Source organism: Pseudomonas asgharzadehiana, from assembly GCF_019139815.1.
Taxonomy (GTDB): Bacteria; Pseudomonadota; Gammaproteobacteria; order Pseudomonadales; family Pseudomonadaceae; genus Aquipseudomonas; species Aquipseudomonas asgharzadehiana.
In genome coordinates, this window is the sequence record NZ_CP077079.1 from 4,627,554 (window position 1) to 4,653,334 (window position 25,781).

The 25,781-nt window shown below is 60.9% G+C and carries 27 protein-coding genes; 11 read left to right on the forward strand and 16 right to left on the reverse strand.

What is annotated here, in order from left to right:
* Window positions 1-64: 64 nt before the first annotated feature.
* Window positions 65-1,270, forward strand: coding sequence for an MFS transporter (locus KSS96_RS20885; RefSeq protein WP_068938077.1), 1,206 nt, complete (start codon window positions 65-67; stop codon window positions 1,268-1,270).
* Here KSS96_RS20885 and KSS96_RS20890 read toward each other — a convergent pair.
* The 3 genes from KSS96_RS20890 to KSS96_RS20900 form a co-directional block, all read right to left on the reverse strand.
* Window positions 1,182-2,624 (reverse strand): NCS1 family nucleobase:cation symporter-1, encoded by a 1,443-nt coding sequence (locus tag KSS96_RS20890; protein ID WP_065878129.1) that lies wholly within the window; start codon window positions 2,622-2,624, stop codon window positions 1,182-1,184. The two genes, KSS96_RS20885 and KSS96_RS20890, sit on opposite strands and share 89 nt — an antisense overlap.
* A gap of 198 nt (window positions 2,625-2,822) precedes the next feature.
* Window positions 2,823-3,221, reverse strand: a complete 399-nt coding sequence (locus tag KSS96_RS20895) for a DUF2177 family protein (protein WP_135196181.1) — start codon at window positions 3,219-3,221, stop codon at window positions 2,823-2,825.
* Between the two features lie 52 nt (window positions 3,222-3,273).
* Window positions 3,274-4,110 (reverse strand): CvfB family protein, encoded by an 837-nt coding sequence (locus KSS96_RS20900; protein WP_017527542.1) that lies wholly within the window; start codon window positions 4,108-4,110, stop codon window positions 3,274-3,276.
* Window positions 4,111-4,434: 324 nt separating this feature from the next.
* Between KSS96_RS20900 and KSS96_RS20905 the strand changes: the two genes are divergently transcribed.
* The 3 genes from KSS96_RS20905 (at window position 4,435) to KSS96_RS20915 (ending at window position 6,475) form a co-directional block, all read left to right on the forward strand.
* Window positions 4,435-4,614, forward strand: a complete 180-nt coding sequence (locus KSS96_RS20905; protein ID WP_017527541.1) for a PFL_1563 family small protein — start codon at window positions 4,435-4,437, stop codon at window positions 4,612-4,614.
* 205 nt (window positions 4,615-4,819) lie between these two features.
* A complete protein-coding gene (locus KSS96_RS20910; RefSeq protein WP_065878130.1) occupies window positions 4,820-5,542 on the forward strand; it encodes a TorF family putative porin in 723 nt (240 codons plus the stop codon).
* Between the two features lie 66 nt (window positions 5,543-5,608).
* Window positions 5,609-6,475 (forward strand): DUF6279 family lipoprotein, encoded by an 867-nt coding sequence (locus tag KSS96_RS20915; protein WP_017527539.1) that lies wholly within the window; start codon window positions 5,609-5,611, stop codon window positions 6,473-6,475.
* Here KSS96_RS20915 and copD read toward each other — a convergent pair.
* The 5 genes from copD to KSS96_RS20940 form a co-directional block, all read right to left on the reverse strand.
* Window positions 6,472-7,353: a copper homeostasis membrane protein CopD gene (gene copD / locus KSS96_RS20920; RefSeq protein WP_065878133.1), complete on the reverse strand. Its 882-nt coding sequence runs from the start codon at window positions 7,351-7,353 to the stop codon at window positions 6,472-6,474. The genes KSS96_RS20915 and copD overlap by 4 nt on opposite strands.
* Window positions 7,350-7,736: a copper homeostasis periplasmic binding protein CopC gene (copC, locus tag KSS96_RS20925; protein ID WP_017527537.1), complete on the reverse strand. Its 387-nt coding sequence runs from the start codon at window positions 7,734-7,736 to the stop codon at window positions 7,350-7,352. The genes copD and copC overlap by 4 nt, the downstream gene beginning before the upstream one ends.
* A 50-nt stretch (window positions 7,737-7,786) precedes the next feature.
* Window positions 7,787-8,605 (reverse strand): copper resistance protein B, encoded by an 819-nt coding sequence (locus tag KSS96_RS20930; protein WP_065878134.1) that lies wholly within the window; start codon window positions 8,603-8,605, stop codon window positions 7,787-7,789.
* Between the two features lie 10 nt (window positions 8,606-8,615).
* Entirely contained in the window at window positions 8,616-10,328 is a 1,713-nt protein-coding gene (locus KSS96_RS20935) for a copper resistance system multicopper oxidase (protein WP_217855291.1), read from the reverse strand.
* Window positions 10,329-10,452: 124 nt separating this feature from the next.
* On the reverse strand, window positions 10,453-10,842 hold the full coding sequence (locus KSS96_RS20940) for a hypothetical protein (protein ID WP_017527534.1): 390 nt from the start codon (window positions 10,840-10,842) through the stop codon (window positions 10,453-10,455).
* A 152-nt stretch (window positions 10,843-10,994) separates the two neighbouring features.
* Between KSS96_RS20940 and KSS96_RS20945 the strand changes: the two genes are divergently transcribed.
* Window positions 10,995-11,270, forward strand: a complete 276-nt coding sequence (locus KSS96_RS20945; protein ID WP_065878140.1) for a hypothetical protein — start codon at window positions 10,995-10,997, stop codon at window positions 11,268-11,270.
* Between the two features lie 51 nt (window positions 11,271-11,321).
* On the opposite strand, the gene KSS96_RS20950 is transcribed toward KSS96_RS20945, so the two are convergent.
* Window positions 11,322-12,668 carry a DEAD/DEAH box helicase gene (locus KSS96_RS20950; protein WP_003193110.1) on the reverse strand — a complete coding sequence of 449 codons (1,347 nt, stop codon included), beginning with the start codon at window positions 12,666-12,668 and terminating at the stop codon, window positions 11,322-11,324.
* 193 nt (window positions 12,669-12,861) lie between these two features.
* On the opposite strand from KSS96_RS20950, the gene KSS96_RS20955 reads away from it, so the two are divergent.
* Window positions 12,862-14,160: a mechanosensitive ion channel family protein gene (locus KSS96_RS20955; RefSeq protein WP_017527532.1), complete on the forward strand. Its 1,299-nt coding sequence runs from the start codon at window positions 12,862-12,864 to the stop codon at window positions 14,158-14,160.
* Between the two features lie 21 nt (window positions 14,161-14,181).
* Here KSS96_RS20955 and KSS96_RS20960 read toward each other — a convergent pair whose 3' ends face one another.
* The 3 genes from KSS96_RS20960 to KSS96_RS20970 all read right to left on the reverse strand — a co-directional run bounded on the left by KSS96_RS20960 (window position 14,182) and on the right by KSS96_RS20970 (window position 16,317).
* A complete protein-coding gene (locus KSS96_RS20960; protein WP_017527531.1) occupies window positions 14,182-15,048 on the reverse strand; it encodes a carboxylate/amino acid/amine transporter in 867 nt (288 codons plus the stop codon).
* A 203-nt stretch (window positions 15,049-15,251) separates the two neighbouring features.
* Window positions 15,252-15,851 carry an FMN-dependent NADH-azoreductase gene (locus KSS96_RS20965; protein ID WP_017527530.1) on the reverse strand — a complete coding sequence of 200 codons (600 nt, stop codon included), beginning with the start codon at window positions 15,849-15,851 and terminating at the stop codon, window positions 15,252-15,254.
* Between the two features lie 151 nt (window positions 15,852-16,002).
* Window positions 16,003-16,317, reverse strand: coding sequence for a 3-phosphoglycerate kinase (locus KSS96_RS20970; protein ID WP_065878143.1), 315 nt, complete (start codon window positions 16,315-16,317; stop codon window positions 16,003-16,005).
* 49 nt (window positions 16,318-16,366) lie between these two features.
* On the opposite strand from KSS96_RS20970, the gene KSS96_RS20975 reads away from it, so the two are divergent.
* The 4 genes from KSS96_RS20975 (at window position 16,367) to KSS96_RS20990 (ending at window position 20,590) form a co-directional block, all read left to right on the forward strand.
* Complete coding sequence (locus KSS96_RS20975) at window positions 16,367-17,290, forward strand: PA3225 family LysR-type transcriptional regulator (protein WP_003175418.1); 924 nt, start codon at window positions 16,367-16,369, stop codon at window positions 17,288-17,290.
* 14 nt (window positions 17,291-17,304) lie between these two features.
* Window positions 17,305-18,108: an alpha/beta fold hydrolase gene (locus KSS96_RS20980; RefSeq protein ID WP_017527527.1), complete on the forward strand. Its 804-nt coding sequence runs from the start codon at window positions 17,305-17,307 to the stop codon at window positions 18,106-18,108.
* A gap of 3 nt (window positions 18,109-18,111) precedes the next feature.
* Window positions 18,112-18,675 carry a peptidylprolyl isomerase A gene (locus tag KSS96_RS20985; protein WP_017527526.1) on the forward strand — a complete coding sequence of 188 codons (564 nt, stop codon included), beginning with the start codon at window positions 18,112-18,114 and terminating at the stop codon, window positions 18,673-18,675.
* An 82-nt stretch (window positions 18,676-18,757) separates the two neighbouring features.
* The gene (locus KSS96_RS20990) at window positions 18,758-20,590 is read left to right on the forward strand and encodes an ABC transporter ATP-binding protein (RefSeq protein WP_217855293.1); all 1,833 of its coding nucleotides are present in this window, start codon (window positions 18,758-18,760) and stop codon (window positions 20,588-20,590) included.
* 90 nt (window positions 20,591-20,680) lie between these two features.
* Here KSS96_RS20990 and KSS96_RS20995 read toward each other — a convergent pair whose 3' ends face one another.
* Window positions 20,681-21,805 (reverse strand): GNAT family N-acetyltransferase, encoded by a 1,125-nt coding sequence (locus tag KSS96_RS20995; protein WP_065878147.1) that lies wholly within the window; start codon window positions 21,803-21,805, stop codon window positions 20,681-20,683.
* A 283-nt stretch (window positions 21,806-22,088) separates the two neighbouring features.
* Between KSS96_RS20995 and KSS96_RS21000 the strand changes: the two genes are divergently transcribed.
* The gene (locus KSS96_RS21000) at window positions 22,089-23,411 is read left to right on the forward strand and encodes a putative porin (protein ID WP_017527523.1); all 1,323 of its coding nucleotides are present in this window, start codon (window positions 22,089-22,091) and stop codon (window positions 23,409-23,411) included.
* Between the two features lie 75 nt (window positions 23,412-23,486).
* Here the strand turns inward: KSS96_RS21000 and KSS96_RS21005 are convergent, their stop codons facing one another.
* The 3 genes from KSS96_RS21005 to KSS96_RS21015 all read right to left on the reverse strand — a co-directional run bounded on the left by KSS96_RS21005 (window position 23,487) and on the right by KSS96_RS21015 (window position 25,593).
* Entirely contained in the window at window positions 23,487-23,720 is a 234-nt protein-coding gene (locus KSS96_RS21005; protein ID WP_017527522.1) for an anti-sigma factor family protein, read from the reverse strand.
* The gene (locus KSS96_RS21010) at window positions 23,714-24,328 is read right to left on the reverse strand and encodes an RNA polymerase sigma factor (RefSeq protein ID WP_017527521.1); all 615 of its coding nucleotides are present in this window, start codon (window positions 24,326-24,328) and stop codon (window positions 23,714-23,716) included. The genes KSS96_RS21005 and KSS96_RS21010 overlap by 7 nt, the downstream gene beginning before the upstream one ends.
* 143 nt (window positions 24,329-24,471) lie before the next feature.
* Window positions 24,472-25,593, reverse strand: a complete 1,122-nt coding sequence (locus KSS96_RS21015) for a beta-ketoacyl-ACP synthase III (RefSeq protein ID WP_217855295.1) — start codon at window positions 25,591-25,593, stop codon at window positions 24,472-24,474.
* Between the last annotated feature and the right edge of the window lie 188 nt (window positions 25,594-25,781).

The following is a 25,781-nucleotide window of genomic DNA, read 5'->3' on the forward strand; positions in this document are numbered from 1 at the left end:
ATTTTACAGAAAGTCAATCCACCTTAGGCTGAAGGTCATTCGTTTTCTCAGCAGGACACTGACCATGTCACCCCTCACTCGCTTACTCGCCAGTTGTATTGCCCTGATGATGGCCATGGGCATTGGCCGCTTCGCCCTCACCCCCCAAATGCCCCATATGCTGAGTGAAGGGCAGATCGACCTGACCGACGCCGGCCTGATCGCCGCCGCGAATTACCTCGGCTATTTGGTGGGCGCGGTGGATTCGATTTTCGCCCGCAGCCATCACCATGTCAGGAGCCGGCTGTACGCGGGGCTGTGGCTATGTGTGCTGCTCACGTTCGTGTCGTACTGGGCCCATGGCTTCTTGCCGCACCTGTTATTGCGCTTTGGTACCGGCGTGGCGAGTGCCTGGGTATTGGTGATGATCACCAGCCTGAGCCAGCCGTTGGCGATCGCTGCCGGACGCCCGCACCTGGGTGCCCTGGTATTTGCCGGGCCGGGACTAGGGATTTTGTTGACCGGTTTGCTGGCGCTGGGCTCAAACCTGCTGGGGCAAAATTCCGCCACGTTGTGGCTGCTGTATGGCGCCGTAGCGCTGGCGATGTTGCTGGCGATCCTGCCGTTTTTACCCAAACCCTGCGCCAGCGCCCCGTCCCCGCACCACAGCGCTTCGGGCAACGCCGGCAGCATCACGCACCTGTGCTGGGTTTATGTGCTATTCGGGCTGGGCTACATCATTCCGGCGACCTTTCTGTCACAAATGGCCAGCGCGCAGTTCAACGGTGCCTGGCAGGCCGACCTGTTCTGGCCATGTTTTGGCCTGATCGCCGCGATTGGCGTGGGAGTCGCAAGCCTGCGCCGCAAGGACCCGACCACTACACGTCGCTGGCTGATGACCACGTTATGGCTGCAAGCGGCCGGGGTGTTCGCCTGCTTGCTGGGCAATGGCTGGGGGTTGGCACTGGGCGTGTTGCTGTGCGGCGGGCCATTTCTGGCGTGCATGCAATTGGTGATGGCCCGTCTGCGCGATGTCGCGCCACACGGCTACCAGCGCAGCACCGGGTTGCTCACCGCCAGCTTCGCCATCGGCCAATTGGGCGGGCCATTGCTGGCCTCGGTGAGCAGTCACCTGAGCGGCGGCCTGCAACCGGCGTTGGTGGTCGCCGGTGCAGGCCTGTTACTGGCGGGAGGCGTGTTGGTCAGCTGGCAACCAACGGTGCAGGCGCGCGAATCTGTTCACGCCGTGACAGCACCAGGAAAAACAACCCACCCAGCAAGCACCCGGTAAACCAGGCGAAGTTGGCCAAACCTTGCAGCGCCGGCGTGAAGGTGATCGCGACGCCCGTCAGCGTCGCGGGCACCAGCGCCTTGATCGCCGTCCAGTTCACGCCGCCGTCAAAGTAGTAACGCCCATTCGGGCTGTCGTCGAACAGCGCATCCACGTCGATCTGCTGTTTTTTGATCAGGTAAAAATCCACCAGCAAAATCCCGAACAGCGGCCCGATGAACGCCGCGAGGATGTCCAGGGTGTAATGGATCATCAGCGGGTTGTTGAACAGGTTCCACGGGGTGATGAAGATCGAGGCCACGGCGGCGATCATCCCGCCGGCGCGCCAGCTGATTTTGCTTGGCGCCACGTTGGCGAAATCGAAGGCCGGCGAAACGAAGTTGGCGACAATGTTGATGCCGATGGTCGCCGTCACAAAGGCAAAGGCGCCCAGCAGCACGGCCATGCTGTTGTCGATGCGCGAAACGGTGGCGATCGGGTCATGAAGCATTTCACCAAACACCGGCAAGGTGCCCGAGACGATCACCACGGTGACCAGGGAGAACGCCAGGAAATTCACCGGCAAGCCCCAGAAGTTGCCGCGCCGCACGTCTTGCATGCTGCGGCAGTAACGGCTGAAATCGCCGAAATTCAGGGTGGGCCCGGAAAAATACGACACCACCAACGCGGTGGCCACGATCACTTGACCAACCGCTTGCCAGCCCGACAGGGCCTTTTCCGACAGCGTAAAACTGATATTCGCCCAACCGGCCTTCCACACAATCCAACCGGCCAGGGCAAACATCACCGCATACACCACCGGCCCGGCCCAGTCGATAAAGCGCCGAATGGATTCCATGCCGGCCCAGAACACTGCAGCCTGCAGCACCCACAGGCTTAGGAAACCAAACCAGCCCAGGTAAGACAGACCGGCGAAATGCGGCTCTGCATACACCGCCATCTGTGGGAAAAAACGCAGCACCACAATGATCAAGGCGCTGGAGGCAAGGTAGGTCTGAATGCCGTACCAGGCAACCGCAATCAAACCACGAATCACCGCAGGAATGTTCGCGCCAAATACACCAAACGCCAGTCGGCAAATCACCGGATAAGGCACCGCCGCCTGTTGGCTGGGTTTGGCCACCAGGTTGGCGACCAACTGCACGATGCAGATGCCGGCGAGCAAGGCGATCAGCACCTGCCAACTGGCCAGGCCCAAGGCGAACAGGCTGGCGGCAAATACATAACCCCCGACGCTGTGCACGTCGCTCATCCAGAAGGCGAAGATGTTGTACCAAGTCCATTTTTGCGGCAGTGGGCCCAGGTCTTGGTTGTACAGACGCGGGCTGTAGCCTTTGGGCAATTGTTCGGTCATCGCTGGCTCCTCGAAATACCGGCCTGCGCTTCCGTTGCGGTGGTGCATACGGGAGGCGGCATGGTTTGTATACGAGGCAGTCAGCAGAATACGTGCCAATAGCACACAATCCCTCTAACACGGGACACCAAAGACACTGACGGGGGTTTAGTCGTAAGGGCTACGCTCAGCAACGGTGCATAGGGATCCTGTACACAATCATCGGTGCACCCGTTGTGCACACAAGTAGCCAACCGTGCAGCAAGCGGCGCTCAGGAAGGTTCCCCAGACCATGTCCATCAGCGCCAACCCGGCGGACCAGCCTCGCAGCGTGGCCCAATTGCTCAGGTCATACGTGCCGTAGGCAACCAGGCCAAGCAGCGCCCCCAGGCGCGCAGAACGCTGCCAACTGACGCTGGGCAAGACCACGAACACCACGCAACCAAGAACGTATAAGAGATAGAAGAGTACAGCGGGCAACAGCCGTGGCTGATCGAGCATCAGCGGGCCCAGCAGGGATTTGTAGGTAGGGCCCATGAGGACGCCGAGCCAGAGCCCGTCCAGGATCAGAAAGGCGAGCAAAGTGCCGAGGTAGGCAAACAGTATTTTCTTGGACATGGACGCAGCCTCTGTAGGCGCCGATTGGCGCCTACAAAAGAGCAAAGCGCATTCAGCTTAGTTCAATGCGATCGGCATGAATCACAATCTGGCCCTGTTTGTAGAGCGCACCAATGGCTTTCTTGAAGTTGCCTTTGCTCACGCCGAACAAGTTGCTGATCAGCACCGGATCGCTCTTATCGCTGACCGGCAGGGTGCCGTTGTTTTCGCGCAACTTGGCGAGGATCTTCGAGTTCAGGCTGGAGGCCGCTTCCTGGCCAACCGGCTGCAGGCTCAGGCTGATGTTGCCATCGGCGCGGATCTCTTTGATAAAACCTTTCTCTTCCTTGCCTGGGCGCAGGAACTTGAACACTTCGTTCTTGTGGATCAGGCCCCAGTGCTTGTTGTTGATGATCGCCTTGAAGCCCATGTCAGTGGCTTCGGCCACCAGCAGGTCGACTTCCTGGCCGACCTGGTAGTTGGCCGGGGTTTTGTCCAGGTAGCGGTCAAGACGTGCGGTCGCGGTAATACGCTTGGTGTGCTTGTCGAGGTAGACGTGCACGACGCAATATTCACCGGCGGTCAGCTGACGCTTTTCTTCCGAATACGGCAGCAACAGGTCCTTTGGCAAACCCCAATCGAGGAATACACCAATACTGTTGACTTCCACTACTTTCAAACTGGCGAATTCGCCAACTTGAACTTTGGGTTTTTCGGTGGTCGCGATAAGTTTGTCATCGCTGTCCAGATAAATGAAAACGTTAAGCCAGTCTTCATCTTCACTGGGAATATCTTTGGGGATATACCGATTAGGCAAGAGGATTTCGCCATCTTGCGCACCATCGAGGTACAAACCAAAGTGAGTGTGTTTAACCACTTGCAAGCTGTTGTAGCGCCCGACTAAAGCCATTTCCAATACCCTCATTGCGTGGGCGGCATTCTACCCGAGTTGCGCCCGCCACGCGCGCGCACCTGAAAAATCGCGGCCTGGCGTGGCCTTCCAGTGGCACCGCCCCGCTCGTCCGATCAATCGGCTGAATTTCGTTACCCCCGCCAGCGCCGATTCGCCGCGTGGTTTCGAGTTAAAACAGTAAGTTAGCGGCTAATTTCCAACAGCAAGTTTGCCGATGATTCGACGCAACGCTTATTCCTGGGGGGATATTTACCAAGCAATTGTCAAGTATTTCCTGTACGATGCCTGGCCAAGTTAATTTTCTACAGGTTAGTGGCCGCCATGCGCGTAAAAGCATCCAACAGCAAAGCAAAGCCAGCTCCCGCCGTTGAAACCAGCGAATCGATCAACAACCAAATCGCGGCTTTCCTCAAGTCCGGTGGCGAAATCCAACAAATTGCCAAGGGCGTCAGCGGCCAGACTTTCGGCCCATCCAAGCAGATCAGCCTGGGTAAAAAGTAAAGCCTCGCAACACGCCTGGTCCCTAAGCGTCTTGTTCTCAAGGCGCTAGGACTAGAGTCCGCAATACCTCGCCCACCCATTCAATATCGTGCTAATCGACGAACGGGCCTCACCGCCTGGCATACGTCGGTATCCTTGCACACGTCTAGCACGGGCATCTGCCCGATTTTCCCGTTACTGCTCCTCGCTTTTCATGGAGTGAAGCATGCTTAAACCCTGCATTTTCCTGGTCTGTGCCTTAGTGGCTTGCCCCCTCGCCGAAGCGCAGATTTTCCAGCGCGAGTTGGGCGACTTCGACCTCAAATTAGGCACCACGCCCAGCCGCAGCATGGCCCAGGGCCTGGTCAAGCCCACCTCACCGGGCAGCGATTCGTTCCATGGCGGTCTGGACCTGAGCCACGACAGTGGGCTGTACTTCGGTCAATTTTCACCCAACATGGGGTTTTCTTCGGCCAATACCCTCGAAGTCGACTCCTATATGGGTTTCAAACATCCCTTCGACCAGACACTGGGCTACGAAGTGGGGTTGATTCACTACAGCTATCCCAAGCTCAGCCCACTCGACAGTCAGGAGTTCTACGGCGGCCTGAACCTGCTGGGCAATCGTTTCGGCGCCTCGTTCAGCAACGATCCGGACCGCCAGGACAGCACCCTGTTCGCCGACCTGGGCGGCACCCAGCCCTTCGGCATCGGCGTGAGCATGAAGTACACCACCCATCAATTGGGCACCCCGGCCTCGGTGGAGGGCGGCACCATCAGCAGTTTCAGCGACTGGTCGGTGCAGTTCTCCCGCGCGTGGAAGGGCGTTGACCTGAACCTGATCTACAGCGACTCCAGCCTCAGCGGCGGCGATTGCTCAGCCTATTCAGGGCACAATTCGCAATGCGACGGCCTGTTGACCTTGAAGGCCGTGCGGCCGTTTTATTGATGGGCTGAACTGTCGCCCTCGGCGTGGGTTCACATGCATTAACCCACTCTGCGCCAGGACCTACCCATGCTGCGTCGGCTCAAACTGCTGGTGATACTGCTTACCCTGAGCCTGGCGCTCGCCGGCTGCAATCGCGTAGGCCTGGCCTATCGCAACCTGGATGTGATCATCCCCTGGACCCTCAACGACTACCTGGACATGAACGCCGGGCAAAAGAGCTGGTTCAACGACACGCTCAAGGAACACCTGGCCTGGCATTGCACCACGCAATTGCCCGGTTACCTGGACTGGCTCGACCGCCTGCAACGGATGGTCGATGACAACCAGGTCAACGACGCCGCGCTGCAAAGCCGTACCCTCGAGGCCAAACAGGCCATCGCCGACGTCGCCCGCGAAATCACGCCGTCAGCCATCGAGTTGCTCCAGGGTCTGGATGATCAACAAGTCCAGGATATGAACGAGGCGTTGGCCAAGGACCTGCGCAAACGCCAGGACGAATACCTCAAGCCGCCGCTGGCCGAGCAAATCAAGCAACGCGCCGAGCGCATGACCAAACGCCTGGATACCTGGATGGGCCCGCTCAGTGCCGGCCAGCAGAACCGCGTCATGGCCTGGTCCATCGCCCTGGGTGAGCAGAATACGCAGTGGATAGGCAACCGTGCGAACTGGCAGGCGCAATTTATCGACGCCGTGCGACAACGCCACAACGCCGACTTCCCGCAAAAGATGCAGCAACTGCTGGTGGACCGCGAAAGCCTGTGGACGCCCGAATACCGCGCCGCCTATGCCCAGACCGAAGCCGCCGCACGCAGCCTGCTGGTCGATCTGATGGCGCAAAGCACTGCGCAGCAACGCCGCAAGCTCACGCAAAAAATCGACGGCGTACGCAGCGACTTCAAGGCACTCAAATGCCTGAAGAGCGCCGCGCCCTAAACAGGTGACAGTGTCCCCAGCCAGGCCACCAACCCGAGTATCAGCACCACGGCGCCAAACTCCAGGGCCATGCTGCGCCGCAGTGCGGCAATGGCCGGCGCAGTGTCGCCCGCCGCTACGGCGCGTTGCAGAAACGGCGTGAGATGGAAGCGATTGAGCGCCGCCAGCCCCAACATCACGCCGAACAAGCCCAATTTCAGGCTCAACAGCAACGCGTAGATGCCGCCGGTGAGGCCGTCCAGATTCGGCCCCACCACCCATAGATAATTCGCCACCCCGCTGACGATCAGCACGGCGACGAACCCCGCGCCGATTCGCTCGAACCCCGCCAATGCAGCGGCCAATGCCTCAACGCGGCGCGCGTCCGGCACCGACGCGCGCATCAGCAACAGGCCAAACGCCGCCAACGCACCCACCCACCCCGCCGCCGCCAGCAGGTGCGCACCGTCGCTGAGCATGTGCCACACCCCTTGCGCGCCCTCGTGCATCGCGCCGTGCCCGCTCCACATCAGCGTCACCAGGGCAACACCGCCAAACAGCGTGGCCAGATGCAGGCTGGCGCTGAAGGCGACCAGCACCAGCGCCGCCAGGCGCAGGCACGCTGTCCATCCCAAGTCTGTCTGCGCCAGCATCATGTACAGGTGCGGCCACAACGTCGGCCAATCCGTGGCTCCGCTCATGGCCTGGGTGATGCTCAACATCGATGCGATCGACAGCAACACGCCAAGGCCCGCCGTACACCCCAGCAGTCTCTTGAAATTCAACAGCGTACGCTCTGCGGCCTTCAGCCCGTAGAGGCCAAAAAGCCCCAGGCCAAACACCAGCATCAGGTCCAGATAAAGCGCGAAGCGCAACAGGATTTGGCTCAGTTCGCTCATGGCTGGACGCTGAACACGACGTTACCGGTGATCGGGTGGGTATCGGATGACACCGCGCGCCAGTCGACCCGGTAGGTGCCTGCCGTCAGCGCAGACGCAGGCTTGATCAGCATGACTTTGGGGTCAGTGCCCGCCGCCACACTGGCCTTCACCGGCATCGGCGAATTGGGCATGCCGGGCATATCGGTCATGGTCAGCTTGGCCCCGGAAAACTGCGTCAGCAGGTTTTCCGAGAAGCGCAGTTCAATCACCCCCGGCGCGGCCCCCTGGGCACCGGCCGCAGGGGCGGAGGACAGCAGTTTCGGATGGGCCGAAACCGACACGCTGAACATTAATCCGGCCCATAGGGCACCTCCCGCTAACGCAGTTTTCAACATCGACATGCAAGGCTCCAGGCCGCTCCAGGCGGCGAGTTATAGGTATAAGAAAAAGCTCAAAACCACAGGCGCACACCGACGACCCAGCGCCATTGGCTGATGTCTTCGTCTTCTTCCCGGGCGTAGTGCGCCGTCTGGCCATAGGTGCGGTTCCAGCTGACACCCACGTAAGGCGCAAACTCCCGGCGTATTTCGTAACGCAAGCGCAGGCCCAGTTCGCTCTGCGACAAGCCCGCCCCCACGCCACGCTGCGGATCGTTTTGCGCATAAAAGTTGAGTTCGGCGGTCGGCTGCAGAATCAGGCGATTGGTCAGCAGGACGTCGTAATCCCCTTCCAGCCGCGCGGCGGTGCGTCCCGACTCGCCGACAAACAGCGTCGCCTCGGCTTCGACGTTGTACAGCGCCATGCCCTGCACACCGAACGCGGCCCAGGTTTGGCTGTCATCGGGCTTGAAGTCCTGGCGCACGCCACCCACCACATCCCACCATGGGCTGATCGCATGCCCCCACAACGCCTGGGCTTCGGCGCTGTCGGTACGCCCGGCGCTGCGCTCGCCTTCGCTGCGCAGCCACAGGCGGTCGACGTCACCGCCGACCCAGCCCTTGACGTCCCAATTCAGCGCCCCACTGCCTTCACCGCCCTGCCATTCCAACTGGTTGAACAGCAGCATCGAATGCACGGCACTGTCATGCACGTTGTGCCCGCCCGGCTCGTTGTACACCGCCGCGCGGTCCGCGTCGGTCAGCACCGGGATCGGCGTGCGGCTTTCGGTCAACGCCGGCACTGCGGGGCTCATCCCCTGGAACTCTTCTTCGGCGGTCGCCAGCGAACTGAACACCAGCGCCATGCAAACCGCTAAAACCCGGTGGCTCATATTCGCTTCCTTATTCATGCACGCGCACTTCACGGAACATGCCCATTTCCATGTGGTACAGCAGGTGGCAGTGATAGGCCCAGCGGCCCAAGGCATCGGCGGTCACGCGGTAACTGCGGCGCGACCCCGGCGGCATATCAATGGTGTGTTTGCGCACCTGGAACTGGCCGTTCTCGTCCTCCAGGTCGCTCCACAGGCCATGCAAGTGGATCGGGTGACTCATCATGGTGTCGTTGACCAGTACCAGCCGCACGCGCTCGCCATAGGTGAGTTGCAGAGGCTCGGCATCGGAAAACTTCACACCATTGAATGACCAGGCGAACTTCTCCATATGCCCGGTGAGGTGTAACTCGATGGTACGCGTGGGATCACGGCCATCAGGGTCCTCGAACGTGCTGCGCAGGTCGGCGTAGGTCAGCACCCGCCGGCCGTTGTCGCGCAGGCCGATACCCGGGTCGTCGAGCTTGGGCAGCGGGTTCATGGCCTGCATGTCCACCAGCGGGTTGTTTGCCTCGCTGGCCGGGTGCGCCTGCATCGGCATCGCGCCCATGCTGTGGTCCATGCCTTCCATTGCGGGCATATCCGCCATGGCGCCGTGGTCCATGCCGCCCATGCTCATGTCTTGCATGCTCAGCCAGACACGTGGGTCGAGCGGCGGCACCGGGGCCACCGCGCCGGCCCGCCGGGCCAGGGTGCCTCGGGCATAGCCGGTGCGGTCCATCGATTGGGCAAACAAGGTGTAAGCCTCGGCCGTGGGCTCCACCAGCACATCAAAGGTTTCGGCGACCGCGATGCGCAACTCGTCCACGCTGACCGGCGTCACCGGCTGGCCGTCGGCGGCGATGACGGTCATTTTCAGGCCCGGAATGCGCACATCGAAATAGGTCATCGCCGAGCCATTGATAAAGCGCAGGCGAATCGTTTCCCCGGCCTGAAACAGCCCGGTCCAGTTCCGACCGGGCGGCTGGCCGTTGAGCAGGTAGGTGTAGGTTTGGCCGCTGACGTCGGCAAGGTCGGTGGGGTTCATCTTCATCTGCGCCCACATCCAGCGGTCGGCAACGGTGGCCGACCAGCCCTGCTTGCCCACATCGCGCGCAAAATCACCCACGGTAGGTTTGTGCAGGTTGTAGTAATCGGACTGCTTTTTGAGGGTCTTCATCAGGGCCACCGGGTCTTCGTCGGTCCAGTCCGACAGCATCACCACGTAATCGCGCTGATAGGTGTAAGGCTCCGGCTCCCTGGGGTCGATCACCAAAGGGCCGTACACGCCCTGTTGCTCCTGGAACCCCGAATGGCTGTGGTACCAGTAGGTGCCGTGCTGCTTGAGCGTGAACTGATAGACAAACACGCCGCCCGGCTCGATGCCCTTGAAGCTCAGCCCTGGCACGCCGTCCATGGTCGAAGGCAGCACAATCCCGTGCCAGTGAATCGAGGTAGGCGCGGCCAACTGGTTTTTTACGCGCAGGGTCACGGTGTCGCCTTCGCGCCAGCGCAACAGCGGGCCGGGCAGGCTGCCGTTGATGGTCAACGCGGTGCGCGCCTGGCCGGTAAGGTTGACGACGGTCTGGCCGATGAACACATCAAATTCAGTGCCCGCCAGCACCGTCGGCTGGTCGGGGCTGGTCAGCGCCCACACCGGGGGGCGCCAAAGCCCGAGCCCGCCCAACAGGCCGCCGGCGGCCAGGCCTTTGACGAAAGTGCGTCTGGAGGTAGTGGAATGCATGCCGATTCAAGTCCATGAGTTGAATGGCAGCAGATTAGGCGGCGCCGGCTGTCAGCAACCTTAGCGGCAGATTACCGATCCGACAGTTTCGCGCCGGCCAGGCGGGTGCCGGCGCGTGATGAGGTCAGGCGATCTGGGCCTTGGAGGCCACGTCGGCAAATGTCGCTGGGTCCAGCGCATCCGCTTGCTCGTCCAGCACCTGGCGCGGGTGGTCATTGCCCGGAATGGAACTGTCGATCAGCGCCAGCAATTGCGCGCCCAGCGCCGTCAAAATGAAATTCTCGCCATTGCCGCCCTCTTCCTCCGGGCGTGATTCGATAAAACCGCGCTTGAACAGCAACGCCTCGTAATCGGCGGCGGTCTTCTTCAGCGCATCCAGGTTGCCGGTGTCCTCGCCTGCCGTGGCCTTATCCGCGGCTTCCTGTTCGGCGTATTTGCGTGGGGCAAAGCTGCCTTCGCCGTTCTGCACTTCATGCAGCAGACGTTCGATCAAATCCCAGTTGTAAGTCGTCATCCTGATTCCTCCTGCAGGCGAAAAAGTAGCCCGTCATAAGGAGTGACACACCGCGTCGGCAGCCGTTCAGCCAAACGGACGAGCGTCACTTCTCTGAACTTTCCAGACGTTCGCCCCCTCAACCGCACATCATTACCAAGGAGGTCCGAACCATGAGCACCCTGAAAACCCTGGCCATCGCCACCGCACTGCTTACCGCCCTGCCCGCCTGGGCCTGCACGCCCGAAGAAGCCACGGCCAAGCGTGAAGCGCTGGCCAAGGAAGTCACCCGTTTGACCGAGCAAAACCCGACCCAGGCCAAGGAGATGAATGCCGAGCTACAAAAAATGGACCTGGACACCGAAAGCGCGCGATTGCCCGATAAGTGCCAGTTGATCGACGCACGCCTCAAAGAGCTGAAAGAAGCCGCCGCCAAGGCCAAAAACTGAAGGCAAAAAAAACCGAACAATGTCCGGTTTTTTTTCACAGCAGCCGGCGCCTTACTCGGCAGCGGGTGCTTCTGGCTTGCGGCGCTTGAGCGGGGCCATGCCGTCCTTGCTGACGAGCGACAGGTTGTCGGTCTTCGGCCGGTTGGCGATCTTGCGCTTGGTCGGCGACTTGGCACCGGTTTTCTTCTTGTCACCCTTGGCGTCGGTCTTTTTCTTCTTCACCCCAACTGCCTTGCCCGAGGCCTTGACCTTTTTCGGCCCGGTGTAGGTGCCTTTGACTTCCTTGATGGTACGGCGCTCGAACGACTGCTTGAGGTAGCGCTCGATGCTCGACATCAGGTTCCAGTCGCCGTGGCAGATCAGCGAGATGGCCAGGCCATCGTTGCCGGCACGCCCGGTACGGCCGATACGGTGCACGTACTCGTCGCCGCTGCGCGGCATGTCGAAGTTGATCACCAGATCCAGGCCGTCCACGTCCAGACCGCGGGCAGCGACGTCGGTGGCGACCAGAATCTTCACGCCACCGGCCTTGAGGCGGTCGATGGCCAGCTTGCGGTCCTTCTGGTCTTTTTCGCCGTGCAGCACGAACGCCTTGTATTCCTGGGCCACCAGGCGACCGTAGATGCGGTCGGCCGCCGCGCGGGTGTTGGTGAACACGATGGCCTTCTGATAGGTCTCGTTGGCCAACAGCCAGTTGAGGATCTGCTCTTTGTGCACGTTATGGTCGGCAGTGACGATCTGCTGACGCGTGGTCGCGTTCAGGTCGCTGACGTTGTTGACCTGCAAGTGCTCAGGGTTGTTCAGCACCTTGGCGACCATGTCGCGCAGGGTCGAACCGCCGGTGGTGGCGGAGAACAGCATGGTCTGCTGACGGTTGACGCATTCGCCGACCAGGCGCTGCACATCGTCGGCAAAGCCCATGTCGAGCATGCGGTCGGCTTCGTCCAGCACCAGCACTTCGACTTCCTTGAGGTCAAGGTTGCCGGCGTTGAGTTGCTCGATCATGCGGCCCGGGGTGCCGATGAGGATGTCCGGCACCTTGCGCAGCATGGCCGCCTGGACCTTGAAGTCTTCGCCGCCGGTGATAATGCCGGACTTGATGAACGTGAACTGCGAGAAGCGCTCGACTTCCTTGAGGGTCTGCTGGGCCAACTCGCGGGTCGGCAGCAGAATCAGGGTCTTGATGCTGACGCGGACCTTGGCCGGGCCAATCAAACGGTTCAGGACCGGCAGGACGAACGCGGCGGTCTTGCCGCTACCGGTTTGAGCCGTCACCCGCAGGTCACGCCCTTGAAGCGCGAGCGGGATGGCCGCTGCTTGCACAGGCGTAGGCTCGACAAATTTAAGCTCGGCCACGGCTTTGAGCAGGCGTTCGTGCAGGGCGAATTGGGAAAACACGGGTGCTACCTCGAAGAAATACAAAATATCAGCTGCATAGGGTAACGGTTTCGGGCGTCCAAACCGAGTTTCTTTACGCGCACGGGGCTAAACAGCTGATTTTTGTCATGGAATTTATACGCAAGGTCAACTTTGCAGCACTTAAATGCTCTAATCGCCCCATCTTGTCTTAACAGAAGAATCGGTTTCACCCATGGATATCAAACAGCTCTGGCTCAACGTCCAAGACCTCTGGGGCGCCCTCGACGAACACCCGATGCTGCATGCCAGCCTGGGTTTTCTGGTGTTGCTGGTCGTCGCCCTGTTACTCGGACGGGTGGCGCGTTACCTCATCCTCCACGCCGTCAAACTGCTCGGCCGGCAACCGGCGCTGCACTGGCTCAATGACCTGCGGCACAACAAAGTCTTCCACCGCCTGGCGCAGATGACGCCGTCGCTGGTGATCCAGTTCGGCCTGTACCTGGTGCCGGCCCTGAGTAAGACCGCCATCCTGTTTATCGGCAATGTTGCGCTGGCCCTGTCCATTCTGTTCCTGGTGTTGGCGATGAGCGCCCTGCTCAATGCCCTGCTGGACATCTACGCACGCACCGAACACGCGCGTACCCGTTCGATCAAGGGCTACGTGCAATTGGCGAAGATGGTGCTGTTCGTGTTTGGCGCGATCATCATCGTCGCCACCCTGATCGATCGTTCGCCGCTGTTGCTGCTGTCGGGCCTGGGTGCGATGTCGGCGGTAATTCTGTTGGTGTACAAGGACACCCTGCTCTCGTTCGTCGCCAGTGTGCAGCTCACCAGCAACGACATGCTGCGCGTGGGCGACTGGATCGAAATGCCCCAGGTCGGCGCCGACGGCGATGTGGTGGACATCACCCTGCACACGGTCAAGGTGCAGAATTTCGACAAGACCATCGTCTCCATTCCCACGTGGCGACTGATGTCCGAGTCGTTCAAGAACTGGCGCGGCATGCAGGCCTCGGGCGGGCGCCGGATCAAGCGCAGCCTGTACATCGACGCCAGCGGCGTACGCTTTTTGCATGACGATGAAGAAGTCCGCATGACCCAGGTTCGCCTGCTCACCGACTACATCAGCCGCAAACAGGCCGAGCTCAAGGCCTGGAACGAGGCCCAGGGCAACACCGCGCAACTGTCGGCCAACCGCCGGCGCATGACCAACCTCGGCACCTTCCGCGCCTACGCCCTGGCTTATCTGAAAAGCCATCCGGACATCCAGCCGAACATGACGTGCATGGTGCGCCAGATGCAAACCACCGCCCAGGGGGTGCCGCTGGAGATCTACTGCTTTACCCGCACCACGGCGTGGGCCGATTACGAGCGCATCCAGGGCGATATCTTCGATTACCTGCTGGCGGTGCTGCCGGAGTTCGGCTTGAGCTTATATCAGCAGCCGAGTGGCAATGACTTACGCGCGGGGATGTTGCCGGCGGTGGTGGGGGCCAGCCACTTGCCGACCACCGAACACCGCGCTATATAACGCCTCGGCTCAGCGGTGTGCTCAGGCGCGGGTCGGGGCTTTGCGCACACCCAACCGACTGATCCACACCGCCCCCAGAATCACCAACCCGCCCAATGCCAAACGCCCCAGCGGCTCGTGCTGGTTCCAGATCAGCAAGTTCAGCAACAACCCCACCGGCACATGCAGGTTATTCATCACTGCCAGCGTGCCGCCATGCACCAGGCACGCGCCTTTGTTCCACCAATACATGCCGAGCGCGGTGCTGACCAGGCCCAGGAACACCAGCACACCCCATTGCAGCGGCGCTTGCGGCAGGAAATCGGCCTTGGCGAACAACAGGAATGCCGGCAGCACCACCAACAAGGCGCCGAGGTAGAAGTAGCCGAAACGCCGGTAATGCGGCAGGTCACTCGGATAACGCGCCACCAGGTGCTTGTACATCACTTGCCCGGCGGCGTAGGTGAAGTTGGCCAGTTGCAGCAGCAAAAAGCCCATCAGGAAGTGCGGGGTAATCTGGTCGAAACGAATCACCGCCGCGCCCGCCACCGCCACCAGTGCGGCGACCAGCGCCCACGGGTTGAAGCGTCGGTTGAGGGCATCTTCGATCAAGGTCACGTGTAACGGCGTAAGAATGGTGAACAGCAACACCTCCGGCACCGTGAGCACACGAAAGCTCAGGTACAGGCACACGTAGGTCACACCGAACTGCAGGGCGCCGATCACCAGCATGCCGCGCATGAACGCAGGCTCCACCGAGCGCCAGCGCGTCAGCGGGATAAACACCAGCCCGGCCAGTACCACACGCACCAGCACCGCGAAGTAGCTGTCGACGTGGCCGGCGAGGTATTCGCCGATCAAGCTGAAGGAAAAAGCCTGTATCAGGGTGACAACCAGTAGATAGCCCATGCGCGCCTCGTTTTGAATGGGCGCGACATTAAAGGTTTTCGGGATGTGAAGAAACTCGGGGCAAAAAAAACCCGACCTCGCTAAAGCGTCAGCTGGGCAGGAGCACTCAGGAGCAACAAGTGCAAAGGGAGGTTCGATACGCGTACTTGAAGGGTTTGCGTGAAGCGATATAAACACCGGGCGATTACGTGACGATTAAAGGATCACGCCACCTGGGCGATCAGCGCCTTGGCGTGATTGATGCCCTTCTCCTGGAAGTCACCGCTCAGGTTCACCCCTTCGGCATGGATGAAAGTCACATCGTGAATCCCGATAAAGGCCATGACCTGGCGCAGGTACGGTTCCTGGTGATCGGAGCTGGCGCCGGTATGAATGCCGCCGCGAGCGGTGAGCACAATGGCGCGCTTGCCGGTCAGCAAACCCTGCGGTCCGGTCGCGGTGTACTTGAAGGTCACGCCGGCCCGCAACACGTGGTCCAGCCAGGCTTTCAAGGTGCTCGGGATGGCGAAGTTGTACATCGGTGCAGCCATGACCAGCACGTCGGCGGCCAGCAGTTCGTCGGTCAACTCGTTGGAGCGGTCCAGAGAAATCTGTTCGTCGTCGTTGCGCTGCTCCGCCGGTTTCATCCAGCCGCCGAGCAAGTTGGCGTCCAGGTGCGGCACCGGTTCACGGGCCACGTCACGCACGGTGATCCGATCCGCCGGGTGGGCGGCCTGCCATTGGCTGATGAACTGCCGGGTCAATTGGCGGGAGATCGAATCCGTTTGGCGGGCGCTGCTTTCGATGATCAGAACGTTGGACATGGCTTCGTAGGCTCCATCTGAAACTGCTGTAAGTCGATGGAGAAAAGATTAACCAAGGCTCATTCGATAAAAAAGCGCAAAAAACTGCTGCAACCCATCTAGAAATTTGTTGATAAGCGGAGTATTCCTGTGGGCATGCTCCGCTGCCGCTTTATTTCGGCGCGCAAGCCAGGGCAATACGCATCTTGATAATGGCGCGGTTGAACTTCACCGTGGTGTTGGTGCTTTTGCCCGCCGGTACCGTGACCGTGCGACGTCGCGGCGCTTCCGGGCCGTTGGTGAAGGTTACCGAGCACACCGCGTCTCGGGTGCCGTAGTTATTGAGTTGAATCGAACTGATGTCGCCGTCCACATCGGAGGCGGTGTAGTCCACGCTCACGCCATCGATCTTTTTGGTCACGTCGATGGGGTAGGCGAACGCGCTCATCGGCAGCAGCGCCAGCAACACACAACAGAATTTTCTCATTCGGCAGTCTCCAATAAGGACCGCCAGCTTAGGACAAGAGGAACCTATCTTGAAAGCGCCCCGCGTTACTCTCGATCAATGGCGCACGCTGCAAGCCGTGGTCGACCATGGCGGCTTCGCCCAGGCGGCCGAAGCGCTGCACCGTTCGCAGTCCTCGGTGAGCTACACCGTGGCCCGCATGCAAGACCAGCTCGGCGTGCCACTGCTGCGCATCGATGGGCGCAAGGCGGTGCTGACCGATGCCGGCGAAGTGCTATTGAGGCGCTCCCGGCAGTTAGTCAAAAACGCCAGCCAACTGGAAGACCTCGCCCACCATATGGAACAGGGCTGGGAAGCCGAAGTGCGGCTGGTGGTCGATGCCGCCTACCCTAACGCACGCCTGGTACGTGCGCTCAGCGCTTTTATGCCGCAGAGCCGTGGCTGCCGCGTGCGCCTGCGTGAAGAGGTGTTGTCGGGCGTCGAGGAACTGCTGATCGAGGGCGTGGCCGACCTGGCGATCTGCGGCTTCAGCATCCCCGGTTACCTGGGCACGGAAATGAGCGACGTGGAATTCGTCGCCGTGGCCCATCCCGAGCACGCCCTGCACCGCATGAATCGCGAGCTGAGCTTCCAGGACCTGGAAAGCCAGATGCAAGTGGTGATCCGCGACTCCGGCCGCCAGCAACCCCGCGATGTGGGCTGGCTCGGCGCCGAGCAGCGCTGGACCGTCGGCAGCCTGGCCACCGCGGCATCCTTCGTCGGCAGCGGCCTGGGCTTTGCCTGGTTGCCCCGGCACATGATCGAGCGCGAACTCGCCGAGGGCGTGCTCAAGCAACTACCCTTGGAGCAGGGTGGCAGCCGCCACCCTACGTTCTACCTGTACTCAAACAAAGACAAACCCTTGGGGCCCGCAACGCAGATCCTGGTGGAGTTGCTGCGCACTTTTGACACGGCCCCGCTGGACGCACCTTTCGCCGCCCCCCGGCAAGCCTGAGACGGAGTTCATGCATGGCCTGGTTCGACCACGACGACTGCAGCCTGCACTACGAGGAATACGGCCACGGCACCCCGCTGCTGCTGATCCACGGCCTCGGCTCCAGCAGCCAGGACTGGGAACTGCAAGTGCCGGTACTGGCCAGGCACTACCGCCTGGTCGTGGTCGACGTTCGCGGCCACGGGCGCTCCGACAAACCCCGCGAGCGCTACAGCATCCAGGGGTTTGCCCATGACCTGCTGGCACTGTTCGACCACTTGAACCTGCCGCCCGCCCATGTAGTGGGCCTGTCCATGGGCGGCATGATCGCGTTTCAGTTGGCCGTGGACCAACCCGCCCTGGTCAGGAGCCTGTGCATCGTCAACAGTGCCCCCGAGGTAAAAGTGCGCAGCGCCGATGATTATTGGCAATGGGCCAAGCGCCGGACCCTGGCCCGCGTACTCAGCCTGAGCACCATCGGCAAGGCGCTGGGTGACCGATTATTTCCCAAACCGGAGCAGGCCGACCTGCGCCGCAAGATGGCCGAACGCTGGGCAAAAAACGACAAACGTGCTTATCTCGCCAGCTTCGATGCGATTGTGGGCTGGGGTGTGCAGGAACGACTTTGGCGGATTACCTGTCCAACCCTGGTCATCAGCGCCGACCACGACTACACCCCCGTGGCCCAGAAAGAAATCTATGTAAAACTGCTGCCCGATGCGCGACTGGTGGTGATCGAGGATTCCCGTCACGCCACGCCCTTGGATCAACCCGAAGTCTTTAACGCTACCCTGCTCGACTTTCTAACGACCGTCGACACCACTACCCAGGATCACTGACCCATGCTGAAAAAAATCGCCTTCTTTGCCGGTTCCGCCTTGTTCGCTGCCAACCTGATGGCGGCTGAGCCGGCCAAGGCGCCGCACGTTTTGCTCGACACCACCAACGGCCAGATTGAAATCGAACTGGACCCGGTGAAGGCGCCGATCAGTACCAAGAACTTCCTGGCCTATGTCGACAAGGGCTTTTACACCAACACGATTTTCCACCGGGTGATCCCAGGCTTCATGGTCCAGGGCGGCGGCTTCACCCAGCAGATGTCGCAAAAGCCGACCGAAGCGCCGATCAAGAACGAAGCCAGCAACGGCCTGCATAACGTGCGCGGCACACTGTCGATGGCCCGCACCTCGAACCCGGATTCGGCCACCAGCCAGTTCTTCATCAACGTGGCCGACAATGCCTTCCTCGACCCAGGTCGCGATGCCGGTTATGCCGTGTTCGCCAAAGTGGTCAAGGGCATGGACGTGGTCGACATCATCGTCAACTCCCAGACCACCACCAAGCAGGGCATGCAAAACGTGCCAATCGATCCTGTGATCATCAAGTCGGCCAAGCGCATCGACTGAGGTTTGCAGGATGCTTCGCGCGTAGCCCACAAGGCTGCGCGCGCATTTGAAAGGAGAGCCCGCCCGGCGGGCGTCAACCCTAATGCTCTATCGTCGTTTTGAACAACTGATCGATATTTTCCGCGACGCCCCCAGCGTCGCCCCGCCCGATAAAGTCCTGCCCTTCTACCTCTACTACCTGCGCCAGGTGTGGCCGTGCTTTGCCGCGCTGCTCGTGGTGGGGCTGGTCGGCGCATTGATCGAAGTCGCGCTGTTCAGCTACCTGAGCCGCATTATCGACCTGGCCCAGGGCACACCGCCCGCCAACTTCTTCCAAGTGCACAGCGCCGAGCTGATCTGGATGGCCGTGGTCGCCCTGCTGCTGCGGCCGATTTTCAACAGCCTGCATGATCTGCTGGTGCACCAGACCATCAACCCCGGCATGACCAGCCAGATCCGCTGGCAGAACCACAGCTACGTGCTCAAGCAGAGCTTGAATTTCTTCCAGAATGATTTCGCCGGGCGCATTGCCCAGCGCATCATGCAAACCGGCAACGCCCTGCGTGACTCTGCGGTGGCAACCGCGGAGGCCATCTGGCATGTATCGATCTACGCCATCACTTCGCTGGTGTTGTTTGCCGAGGCCGACTGGCGGCTGATGATCCCGCTGATCACCTGGATCATTTGCTACTGCCTGGCTTTGCGTTACTTCGTGCCAAGGGTCAAGGAACGCTCGGTGATGTCTTCCGAAGCGCGCTCCAAACTCATGGGCCGCATCGTCGACGGCTACACCAACATCACCACCTTGAAGCTGTTCGCCCATACGCAGAATGAGCAGGAATACGCCAAGGAAGCGATCATTGAGCAAACCGAAAAAACCCAGCTGGCGGCACGCGTGCTCACCAGCATGGATGCGGTGATCACCGTGCTGAACGGTCTGCTGATCGTCACCACCACCGGCCTGGCCCTGTGGCTGTGGACGCAATCGCTGATCTCCGTAGGCGCCATCGCGCTGGCCACGGGCCTGGTGATTCGCATCGTCAATATGTCCGGCTGGATCATGTGGGTGGTCAACGGCATTTTCGAAAACATCGGCATCGTGCAGGACGGCCTCAAGACCATCGCCCAACCATTGGCGGTGGTCGACCGCGACAACGCCCCACGCCTGAGCGTGCCCCACGGCGAAGTGCGTTTTGAACAGGTGGATTTTCACTACGGCAAACGCAGCGGGATCATTGGCGACTTGAACCTTGAGATCAAGGCCGGCGAAAAAATCGGCCTTATCGGCCCCTCGGGGGCGGGCAAGTCGACACTGGTCAACCTGCTGCTGCGCCTCTATGACCTGCAAGGCGGGCGCATTCTGATCGACGGCCAGAACATCGCCGAGGTGGCACAGGAGTCCCTGCGCGAGCGGATCGGCATGATCACCCAGGACACCTCGTTGCTGCACCGCTCGATCCGCGACAACCTGCTGTACGGCAAGCCCGACGCCACCGACGAAGAACTCTGGGCCGCCGTGCACAAGGCCCGCGCCGATGAGTTCATCCCGCTGCTGTCGGACGCCGAAGGCCGCACCGGGCTGGATGCCCACGTGGGCGAACGCGGGGTGAAACTGTCGGGCGGGCAACGCCAGCGCATCGCTATCGCCCGCGTACTGCTCAAGGACGCGCCGATCCTGATCATGGACGAAGCCACCTCGGCGCTCGACTCGGAAGTCGAGTCGGCGATCCAGGAAAGCCTGGAGACCCTGATGCAAGGCAAGACGGTAATCGCGATTGCGCACCGCTTGTCGACCATTGCGCGGATGGATCGCCTGGTGGTGCTGGAAAAAGGCCAGATTGCCGAAAGTGGCAGCCATGCCGAGCTGCTGGCGCATAAGGGGCTGTATGCCCGGTTGTGGCAGCACCAGACCGGGGGGTTTGTGGGTATCGATTGAATACTGCCCCGCCTCTACCACAGCGGGCTTGCTCCCGATAGCGCTGGGGCAGTCAACAGTGCGTTGACGGGTTAGTGCTATCGGGACGACTCACGCCTGCCGATAAGGCAGGGCCGCCCTCGCCTCTTCGGCATAGGCCACAATCCCCACCCGCTCGCGCTCGAGGAAGTCCTCCACGGCATTCTTCAACCCCGGATGACGCAGGTAGTGCCAGGAACGGGTGATCACCGGTTCGAACCCGCGAATCAGTTTGTGCTCGCCCTGGGCGCCGGCGTCGAAGCGTTGCAGGCCCTGAGCGATGGCGTAGTCCATGCCCTGGTAAAAACAGGTTTCGAAATGCAGGCGATCGAATTCCGCCAGGCAGCCCCAGTAGCGACCATAAAAACTGTCACCCCCGATCAGGCTGAAGGCCATGGCAACGGGCCGCGGGCCTTGCTTGGCCAGTACCACGCGGATGGCCTGGGGCATGCGTTCGGCCAGCAGACTGAAAAACGCGCGGGTCAGGTACGGGGCCTGGCGGCGTACCGCGTAGGTGTTGGCATAGCAGGCGTAGACAAAATCCCACTGCGCCTCGCTCAGTTCACCACCTTGCAACCATTCGAAATCGATGCCCTGCCCCGCCACTTGTTCACGTTCTTTACGCATCTGCTTGCGCTTGCGTGAACTGAGGGCGTCGAGGAAATCCTGGAAGTCGCGATAACCACGGTTCTGCCAATGAAACTGGCAGCCCAGGCGCTGCATCCAGCCCGGTTGCCGGGCCAGCGCCTCATCGGCCAACGCATCGGTGAAATTGACGTGCGCACTGCTAAGCCCTTCGATTTCCAGATAACCCGGCAGGCTGTTGAGCAGTTCAAAGCCATCCTCGGCGTTGGCGGCCAATAGCCGTGGCCCGCTGACCGGGCTGAAGGGCACGGCCGTGAGCAGCTTGGGGTAGTAGTCGATACCCGCCCGCGCACAGGCGTCGGCCCAGCCATGGTCGAACACATACTCACCGTAGGAATGCCACTTGCGATAACCCGGCAGTGCCGCCACCAGCCGATCACCCTCCCAGTGCAGCAAATGCTCGGGTCGCCAGCCCGATTGCGGGCCCAGGCTGGCGCTGTCTTCCAGTGCGCTCAGGAACGCATGCCGCACAAAAGGCTGGGCCTGCGGCGCGAGGGCGTCCCACACCTGCGGGTCGATTTCGGACAGGCTGTCCAGGCGTTGCAGCGGCATCGGCATCCTCACTACTTCAGGGCGTGAAAGCCTGGCGAGTATCGCTTATCGGCGGGCCTGGCACACCTTCAAATCGCACGACAAGGCTCTAAACCATTAGTTCCAAGGCTGAGTGATTTGTCATGTAGATGACATCACTTCGCCACTGCTGCGTCATAAACCCTCGCGATACTGACGCCTGTTTTTAGAGCGCCTGGTTCTAGCAGGCGGCTATTTTTCCGTCCGTCATCGGTCGGTTGTGTCCTGGATGGTTTGCCATCCCTCCTCACTTTCGGAGATTGATATGCGTCTTGCTTCCACTAAAACTGCGGCGGCCCTGTGCGGCGGCCTGTTACTGGCCCTGAGCGTTCCGGCCAGCGCCGCAGTCGACGCTAAATTGCTCGACATGCTCAAGGCCAACGGCCAGATTACCGCTGCGCAGTACACCGAACTGCAAAGTGAGTTGGCCAAAGACCAGAAAGAACAGCAGATCGCACGGCAAGCTCAACAAGAGACCAACGAACAGATCGCGGCCACCGCGAAAAAAACCAACGAGCTGAGCAGCTTCGACCAGAAGCTGGCCTGGGCCGCCAAGACGCAGTTCAAGGGTGATGTGCGGTTCCGTCAGGAAACCATCAAGATCGATGGCGAACCCAACAACGGCGGGCGCGACAAGGACCGTCAGCGTATTCGTGCCCGCCTGGGCGCCTACACCGAAATCAACCCGCAAGTGGACACCGGTATTCGTATCGCCACCGGCGGCGGCGACGATGCGCGTTCCACCAACCAGGACCAGGATGGTTACTTCGACAAGAAGTCGATCTGGCTGGACCTGGGCTATATCGACTACCACCCCGACCAGATCAAGAACCTGCACGTGATCGGCGGCAAGATGCTGCAACCCTGGGTCAACATGGGCGACGTGATCTGGGATAGCGATATCAACCCGGAAGGCCTGGCCCTGACCTACAAGTACCCATTGGGTGGCAGCGCCGAGGTGTTCGGCAGCATCGGCAACTACAACCTCAAGGACAACGTGGACGGCGACGGCGTGCAGTTCCGTCACGACCTGCGCCTGACGGCCGGCCAACTGGGTTCGCGCTTCGCGCTGACCGACAACCTCAAACTGACCGTGGGCGGCAGCGTGTACGCCTACCAGAACGATGAGGACAGCCGCTGCACCACGACCACCACGCCATGCGCCCTGGCGGTCAACGGTAACTCGGCCAACGAAGAGTTCCGCCTGTACGAAGGTTTCAGCCAACTGGACATCGGCGGCCTGGCTGTTCCGCTGTCGCTGTATGGCCAATACGTGAAAAACAACGACGCCTCTACCGATCAGGACACCGCCTGGTTGCTGGGCGCCAAGTCCAAGGTGTTCGGTTTCAACCTGGACTACAACTACCGCGATACGCAACGTAACGCCGTGGTGGGTGCCTTCACCGACTCGGACTTTGCCAACGGCACCACCGGCTCGCGCGGGCACAAGCTCAAAGTGGGTTACGACATCGACAAGAACTTCGCGGTCGGCGCCACCTACTTCCTGACCAAGGCGGATTTCGCCAGCCGCACCCAGCGTGACGCCAACGCCAATACCTTGCAGTTGGATGCCGAGGCCAAGTTCTAAACAAGCAGCGTCAAGCGGCAAGCGGCACGCTTCAAGGAGAAGCGCGTCACTTGCCGTTTTTGATTTGCAACCGTCTTACAGATCCTTGAGCCGCTCGGCCGCCAGCCGCTGCGCCAGGGCATCAGCCTCTTTCACCGGCTCCTGCGGCATGATCTTCAGCGTCGCCTGCAGCAGGCGCATCTGACGAATAAACCGGCGGCAGTTCGGGCAGAACATCAAGTGATGACGCACCAGCAGACGCTCGCGAAAGGTCAATTGCCCATCGAGATAATCACTGGATCGCGCCACTTGTTCCTTGCAGGTCAACATTCGCCCGTTTCCTCAAAATGCTCCACCGTGGCGAAGACTTTCAGCCGCGCTCGGTGCAACAGCACACGGACATTGGAGAGCGTGAGGCTCAGGAGATTACAGATCTCTTCCAATTCCAGGCCCTGGCGCTCGCGCAGCACCAGCACGCTGCTTTGCAGTTGCGACAAACTGAGTAACGTATGTTCCAGGCATTTGCGCAGTTCGTCTTCGGTGAGCAGCGCTTCCGGCGTGTCCTGGTGCCAGGCATACGGGGCAACAGCCCAGTGACCGTCGTCGGGGCTGAAGCGATCATCGCCGATGGTGCCGTGGGGCGACGGTAAATCGTCGAGCAGCACTTCGCGACGATTCTGTTTGTAGCGGCCCTTGGCAGCGTTGGCGGTGATGGTCAGCAGCCAGGTCTTGAGGCTGGAGCGCCCTTCGAATTTGCCCAGGTTGCGCACCACCGACAGCCAGGCGTCCTGCACCACTTCATCGGCATGGCGCTGGCCGACAATCGCATAAGCCACCGCGCGCATGGCGCTCTGGTAGGTGACGACCAATTCCTTGTAGGCCCGCTGCTCACCCTTGAGCAAACGTTCAAGCAGGTGCGTGTCGTCCACTGCTGCCATCGTTAACCTCGATCTTGCCGTGGAATACGGTCAATGTGGGAGCGGGCTTGCTCGCGAAGGGGCCGTGTCAGCCACAGTATCCGGTGACTGGCCGAGCGCTTTCGCAAGCCCGCTCCCGCAGTTGATCGCGCGCCAGCGCATTCTCAGCGCTTGCGCAGGATCACGCTGCCGATTGAATAGCCCGCGCCAAACGAGCTGAGTACCGCGACCGCGCCCTTGGGCAGATCATCCTGATAAGTGTGAAACGCAATCACCGAACCGGCCGAGCTGGTATTGGCGTACGTATCGAGAATTACCGGGGCCTCTTCCACGGTAGCTTCGCGGCCCAGCAGCTTCTTCACGATCAGGTGGTTCATGCTCAGGTTGGCCTGGTGCAGCCAGAAGCGCTTCACATCAGCCACCTCCAGCTGGTTTTCCGCCAGATGCACGCCGATCAGCTCGGCCACCATCGGGCACACGTCGCGGAAGACTTTGCGGCCTTCCTGCACGAACAGTTTGTCCGGCGCGCCGATGCCTTCCTCCGCCGCGCGGTTGAGGAAGCCGAAGTTGTTGCGGATGGTATTGGAGAACTTGGTCAGCAGCTTGGTGCTCACCACGTCGAACTGGTGCTTGGAGGTCGCCAGGTCGGCGCGCTCGAGGACGACCGCCGTGGCCGCATCGCCAAAGATGAAGTGGCTGTCGCGGTCGCGGAAATTAAGGTGACCGGTGCAGACCTCCGGGTTGACCATCAAGATCGCCCGGGCCTGGCCCAGCTGGATGCTGTTGGCGGCATTCTGGATGCCGAACGTGGCCGAGGAACACGCCACGTTCATGTCAAAGCCGAAGCCTGCGATGCCCAGGGCTTCCTGGACTTCGATGGCGATGGCCGGGTAAGCACGCTGCAGGTTGGAACAGGCGACGATCACGCCATCGATGTCGGCGGCGGTCTTGCCGGCGCGCTGCAAGGCTTGCTCGGCAGCGCCGATAGCCATCTGGCAGAGTACCGACCACTCGTCATTGCTGCGCTCGGGCAGGCGCGGGGTCATGCGTTGCGGGTCAAGGATGCCGTCCTTGTCCATCACAAAGCGGCTCTTGATGCCGGATGCCTTCTCGATAAACGCCGCGCTGGATTCGGTCAGCGCCTGCACGTCCCCGCGCTCGATGGCGGCAGCGTTGTCGCGGTTGAACTGTTGCACATAGGTATTGAAAGACTGCACCAGCTCTTCGTTGGAGATGCTGTTGGCAGGGGTGTACAGGCCAGTGCCGCTGATGACGACGTTATGCACGGTCGTTCCTCTATGTCTGTCAGGCAGAAGATATTGGTACCGTCGTACCAAACTTTAAGTAGTTTTATTCCGCCTGGCGGACATCAAACTGGCAATGCTTTATTCCATCGGGCCGCCGCCGTTTGCGGCGATCCCGGGATTTATAGCGGCGAAGTTTGCCACAAACCCAGGAATTTGGCGCCCTCTCT